The following is a 6,163-nucleotide window of genomic DNA, read 5'->3' on the forward strand; positions in this document are numbered from 1 at the left end:
GGGCGCGTAACCGGACACGATCAGCCACGCCCGCCGAGCGGCAGCCCCGGAGGCAGGACCCCCTCATGCACCACCGCGCCATGCCCGGCCTGCTGGTCGGCCTCGCGCTGCTGGTCGGCCTCGTGATGACGACCGCTCCGGCCGGCGCCGCCGTCCCGCCGCATGCGGCCGGGCCCGGCCCGGCTCCGATCGCGCCCGCCCGAGGCTCGCAGTGGTACCACGCTGTCCTGGGACTCGCCCAGGCGCACCGGATCAGCCAGGGCGCGGGCACGGTGGTGGCCGTCATCGACGGCGGGGTCGACGCCAGCCAACCCAAGTTGTGGGGTCAGCTGCTTCCCGGTACCGGCATCGGCCCCGGGGCGGCGCGGGACGGTTGGCGCGACGATGATCCGAACGGCCACGGCACCGCCATGGCGGGCATCATCGCCGGTCGCAACGACAACGGCCGGCCCGAGGTCCGCGGCATCGCCCCGGCCGCCAAGATCCTGCCCGTCTCGACCGGCGCCGAGGCGAACTCGGAGGAGGTCGCGATCGGCATCCGCCGGGCGGTCGACCTGGGCGCCGACGTCATCAACCTCTCCCTGGGCTCGGCGGGGACGGCGACCCCGGACGAGGAGAAAGCGGTCGGCTACGCCCTCGCGCACGACGTGGTGGTGGTCGCCTCGGCGGGGAACGTCGAGTCCGGCGACACCGCGATCAACTCCCCCGCCAGTATCCCGGGGGTGGTCGCGGTGACCGGATCGACGGCCGCTGGTGGTTTCTGGCGGGAATCGGCCCACGGGCCGCGGGCCGTCATCGCCGCGCCGGCCCCCGGTATCCGGGCCCCCGTCCCGACCCGGGTCTCCCCGGACGGCCTGGACACCGGGGGCGGCACCTCGAACTCCGCGGCGATCGTCGCGGGCGTTGTCGCCCTCATCCGGGCCGCCCAGCCGGACCTGGACGCACCCAACGTCATCGAGCGGCTCGTCTACACCGCGCGGGATGCGGGCTCTCCTGGCCGCGACGATGAGTTCGGCTTTGGCATCGTCGACCCCGTCGCGGCGCTGACCCGGGCCGTGCCGGTGGTCAGGAGCAATCCGCTGCTGTCGGCACCGACACGCTGGGGGGTGGGGGGCCCGCGCCGGCCGCCGGCCGCATCATGCCCGGCGGCCAGGCCCGGGGATCCGCCGGCGACGCGACGACCCACGGGGCCGGCGCCACACTCACGAACACCGGTCCGATCGGCGCAGCCGGCCCAGGATCATCGAAACCCTCGCCACTGGTCTGGACCGCCGGGCTCGGGATTGCGGCCTCGCTGGGCGTCCTGCTCGGGATCGTGACACATCTGCTGTACGCCTGGCAGCGCGCGACGCGGGCGGGACCGGGCCGCACGGGCAGCCGCGTCCGCCCGAGCTCCCCTACCGGGTGATCTCGCCGTGACACGGTGGACCGGCGCGCCACTTCTACCATGGTCCCATGACACATGCGCTCCTGGACGAGCTGTCCTGGCGTGGACTCCTCCACGACAGCACCGATCCCGCCGAACTGCGGGAGCACCTCGACAGCGGACGGCGGCGCTGCTACATCGGCTTCGACCCGACGGCCCCCTCGCTGACGATCGGCAACCTGCTGCCGATGACCCTGCTGATCCGGGCCGCACGGGCGGGGATCGGCGCGGTCACCCTGTTCGGCGGTGGCACAGGTCTGATCGGCGACCCGTCGGGCAAGTCGGTGGAACGCAGCCTGCTCACCGCCCAGGAGGTACGGACGAACATGCTCGGACAACAGGAGATCATGGAGTCCGTCTTCGCCCGGGCCCTGGACTCCGGCCAGCTCCCGCAGTTCGTCGACAACGCCGACTGGCTCGACGGACTCGGAATGATCGAATTTTTGCGGGACGTCGGCAAGCACTTCCCCGTCACCGAGATGGTCCGCCGTGACTCGGTGCGCCGGCGGCTGGACGATCCCGACGTCGGCCTGACCTACACCGAGTTCAGCTACTCCCTGCTCCAGGCGTACGACTTCCGCCGCCTGTGCGAGGACCACGGGGTCACCCTCCAGATGGGCGCCTCCGACCAGTGGGGCAACATCGTCGCCGGGATCGACTACGTGCGACGGGTGCTGCGCACCCAGGTACACGGGCTGACCTGCCCGCTGCTGCTGCGTTCGGACGGCACGAAGTTCGGCAAGTCGGAGAAGGGTGCGGTCTGGCTCTCGGCCGACCGCACCTCGCCATACACCCTGTACCAGTTCGTGATCAATCTGTCCGACGACGAGGCACGCCGGTTCGCCCTGTTCTTCTCGCTCATCGACCGTGAGCCGCTGGAGCGGCTGTTCGCCGAGCACGCCGAGGCTCCGGGTAAGCGGGCGTTGCAGCGTCGCCTGGCGCGGGAGATCACCGCACTGGTGCACGGTCAGGCCGCGGTCGACGCGGCCGAGGCGGCGTCGGCGGCGTTGTTCAGCGGGGACGTGAAGGCGATCGGCGCGGATCTGCTCTCCGACGTCTTCGCCGACGTACCCACGGTCGAGGAGCCGGCCGCCCGGCTCGAGGATGACGGCTGGCCGGTTGTCGATCTGCTGATCGCCACCGGCCTCGCCAGCAGCAAGCGGGATGCGCGCGAGCACCTGGGCAACCATGCGGTCCTGGTGAACGGGGAACGGGTCGGCGTGGAAGCCACCGTCGGGACCAAGGATCTGCTGCACGGCTCGGTCATCCTGGTCCGCCGCGGTCGCCGGGAATGGCGGGTAGCCCGCTTCACCTGAGCCCGGGACCAGCGAGCCCGGGACCACCGAGTTCACTGTTCACTTCCCCGCCTGGCCAGAGGGACGAATCGAACAAACAGCCCACTGAACAGGCAGGGAACGAACGAGGAACGGGCGCGGCTACTGGGCCGGCGGTCCGACCAGCAGGCCCTTGATATATGCGGCGTGCTCGTCGGCCACTGCCTTCCTGCCCCGGGCCCGAGAGAGCACCGTACGCCCGGCGTAGCCGGCGACGAGCATCGAGCGCATCACGTTCACCCGAGCCGGCGCATTGTGCTTACGCAGATAACGCACCATGGACGCACCGCGCATCTGCAGCATCCATGTCTTACCGGCCCCGGAACCTCCCGCCCCGTGGGGTACCAGCAGATCGGTGCGCAGCTTCTGCCGCAGCCCCGCCTCACGGATCGCCCGGCCGAGCGCCATGTCCTCGTTGTAGACGTAGAACGTCTCATCAAAGGCGCTCAGTTCGAGGAAGGTGGACCGGCGGACGGCCATGCAGGCGCCGGTCAGCCACTCGGGGTTCATCGGGCGGCCCGGTGTCGGCCGGGCGAACAGCGCCGAGCTCGGCGCCACCTTGTGCGCTCCCAGCACGTGCAGCAGCACCCGGCGAGGCGTCGGCTCCCAGCCGCCGTTACCGAGCTCGGGCTTGTCGTCGTGCCCCTTCATGGTGGCCGCGCTGGTCACCAGTTCGGGATCGGCGATGAGGTCGTCGACCAGCGTGTCGATGACCTCCACGGTGGGCCGGCTGTCCGGGTTGCCGAGCACCACGTACTCGTAGCGCGACGAACGGATGCCCATGTTGGCGGCCTTCGCGAATCCCTTGCCGCCACCGGAGTCGAGGTAACGGCTGTTGGGCCGGTCCGCGATCAGCTCGTCAACGCGGTCGACGCCCTCCGCGTTATCGATGATCACAACCGGCATGTCCAACGGAAGGGTCGCGAAGAGCTGCTCGAGCTGGCCACGGCTGTGAAAACTGACCAGTACCAGCTCGTACTGCCACCTGGACCGGTTGGGCTTCTCGACGGACATGGCGGCACGCTCCTCACTGCGTGTGCTGACGCGCACTCAGGTGGATATCCACGCCTCGTGCGGTGTTGCGGTGTTGCGGTGTTGCGGTGTTGCGGTGTTGCGGTGTTGCGGTGTTGCGCCACACGGTATTCCCGCCCCATGGCGGGTGGTATTTCGATAGGCGTAGCCGGTGACGGACCGCGGTGGGTTCTCCGGTCGAGGCCGGTCCCGGCCGGCGTCAGCGGCGTCAGTTGCCGGAGTAGGTGAGTTGCCGGAGTAGGTCAGTTGCCGGCCGGCGCCAGCTCGGTCGGCGGGCCAGGCGGCGTCGTCTGCCCCGGTGGCAGGACCGACCCCGGGGACGCCGGTGACGTCGCGGAGGCCACGGCCGGCCGCTCCGGCTTGGGCCAGACGGCGGGCCGGTCCCGGGCCACAAAACGCCGCACCCCGCCGAGCGCGACGGCCTGCAGGAAGAAGACCTGCGCGACCAGGCGGGTCGGGCCGGGCGGCGTGCGCCCGGTCAGCAGCGCCGCGGTACTCACAGCGCCGACGGCGTTGCCGGCCAGGAACAGCCGGGCGATCCAGCTCCGGCGGGCGGCCGGGAGGGCGAGCCCCACCAGGACAACCTGCGCCAACGGGCCGAATGACGAGCGGACCAGCCGGTGGCCCCACAGTTGCGGGGTGACCGGCAGCGCGCCGGGCACCAGCGCCGCCCGGCGCCGCCAGAGCATGTCGAGGTTGCCAGCGACGATCCGGGTCCGCCGCTCCCACTCCGCCGAGTAGTCCGGGCTCGACGACTCGATCGAGTACGCCTCGGGTTCGTAGACGACCCGCAGCCCCCCTTCGAGGATGTCGAGAGCCAGCCAGGCATCGTCGACGGCCACGTCCGCGGGCAGGGGCCGAAACGCCTGGCGGCGGAAGGCCAGCATCTCGCCGACCACGCCGATGGTCGCGCCGGTCGCCGACTCGCAGCGCTTCAGCCAGGACTCGAACTTCCAGTAGAAGCCCTGGGCTCCGTCGGGATCGTCAACCTGCTTCTCCCCCGCCACCGCGCCGACCGCCTCGTCGGTGAAATGACGGGCGGCTGCCCGCAGGGCACCGGGCGCGAGCACAGCGTTCGCATCGGTGAGCACCACGAGCTCGTGGGTGGCGGCGGCGACTCCCCGGTTGACCGCCCGCGCCTTGCCGAGGCGTTCCCCGGACGACAGCACCCGCGCGCCGGGCCGGCGCGAGGCCTCGGCCGTCTCCGGATCGTCGGCCACGACGATGATCTCCATCGGCCCGGGATAGTCCGTGCGGGTGAGTTCATCCAGTTTCGCCCCGATCACCGCCGACTCCCGATAGGCGGAGACGACCACGCTCAGTCCCGGCCAGATCTCAGGGTCCGGCGGTGCCGTCGACTCCAGACCACGGCTGCGCAATCCGATATAGATCGGATACAAGACGTGACCGTAAACGGTTGTGGCTCCCAGCGCCGCCACAGCGGCACCTCGACCGATGGTCCGGACACCTGTCATGGCGGTTACCGTAGCGTTCCGCCGGTCAGCCACAACCAACGGCTCCGTCCTTTGCGGTACGGCGCCATTGACGCCATGACGCCGCGCAGCCGTGGCACCCGCACCGCGCCAAAGTCGTCCCGCGGAATCGGATGGACCCCCGGCGGACCTGCGCGCACCTCGACCCCACCCTCACCTCACGACACTCTTGTCATCTACCTGGAACTGTCCGCGACACCCCGCGCGAGTACCGAGCCCGCAGTCGTTACCCGACCCCACGGTCGTTACAGTTGTCCGGTGAGCGACTCCACGCGCTGGATCGTCGTTGTCGAGGAACCGTTTCTCCCGGCGGACGCGGGCGGCCGGGTGGAGACCTTCAGCTTCCTCACCGCGGCTTCCGCGGCCGGCGTTCGGATGCAGGTCCTGGTGCCTTCCCGGGAGAACCTGGATATCGCCGTGTACGAGGAGGCCGTGCCGGGTTCGGCCGTCATCCGGCTGCCTCGTGACGACAGCCCACGGGCACACCTGACGGCCCGGCCATTCATGCACGCATCCCGGCCGGTCGGTCCGTTGCGCCGCGCGCTGGAGTCGACACCGCCACGAGCCGACGCCGTGATCAGTTACAGCTGCCGGACGTCGCATCTCGGCGAGGAGGTCGCCCGGATCTGGCAGCTGCCGCATCTGGTGCGCGCGCACAACGTCGACTCGGAGTTCTTCCGGGTGCTGGCCCGCAACAGCTCGGGGCCGCGCGCCGTCGCCTACGAGCTGGAGTATCACAAACTGCGGCTGGCGGAGCTTTCGATGCACCACTCTCCGCTCATCACCTGCATCGCGGACATCTCGCTGGAAGACCACAACTGGCGGCGTACGCGGGCGAGCATCCCAACGTTCCACCTGCCGCCGTTCCTGCCCGTCGG

At 70.6% G+C, this 6,163-nt stretch carries 4 protein-coding genes and 1 pseudogene; 3 read left to right on the plus strand and 2 right to left on the minus strand.

Going from position 1 to position 6,163, the window contains the following annotated elements; all coding sequences use genetic code 11:
- Both AC08OX_RS06880 and tyrS read left to right on the plus strand, forming a co-directional pair.
- The coding region (locus tag AC08OX_RS06880) for a S8 family serine peptidase (protein WP_476607051.1) at nucleotides 1–1,319 on the plus strand (1,319 nt) is incomplete at its 5' end.
- Between the two features lie 136 nt (nucleotides 1,320–1,455).
- On the plus strand, nucleotides 1,456–2,742 hold the full coding sequence (gene tyrS, locus AC08OX_RS06885; RefSeq protein WP_476607052.1) for a tyrosine--tRNA ligase: 1,287 nt from the start codon (nucleotides 1,456–1,458) through the stop codon (nucleotides 2,740–2,742).
- 120 nt (nucleotides 2,743–2,862) lie between these two features.
- On the opposite strand, the gene AC08OX_RS06890 is transcribed toward tyrS, so the two are convergent.
- Together AC08OX_RS06890 and AC08OX_RS06895 are read right to left on the minus strand one after the other, a co-directional pair.
- Entirely contained in the window at nucleotides 2,863–3,774 is a 912-nt protein-coding gene (locus AC08OX_RS06890) for a glycosyltransferase (protein ID WP_476607053.1), read from the minus strand.
- A gap of 260 nt (nucleotides 3,775–4,034) precedes the next feature.
- Nucleotides 4,035–5,192 (minus strand): glycosyltransferase family 2 protein, encoded by a 1,158-nt coding sequence (locus AC08OX_RS06895; protein WP_476607054.1) that lies wholly within the window; start codon nucleotides 5,190–5,192, stop codon nucleotides 4,035–4,037.
- Nucleotides 5,193–5,543: 351 nt separating this feature from the next.
- On the opposite strand from AC08OX_RS06895, the pseudogene AC08OX_RS06900 reads away from it, so the two are divergent.
- Nucleotides 5,544–6,163: pseudogene (locus AC08OX_RS06900) on the plus strand (glycosyltransferase); the annotation flags it as partial.

It is taken from the genome of Frankia sp. CoBUL1 (assembly GCF_978021245.1).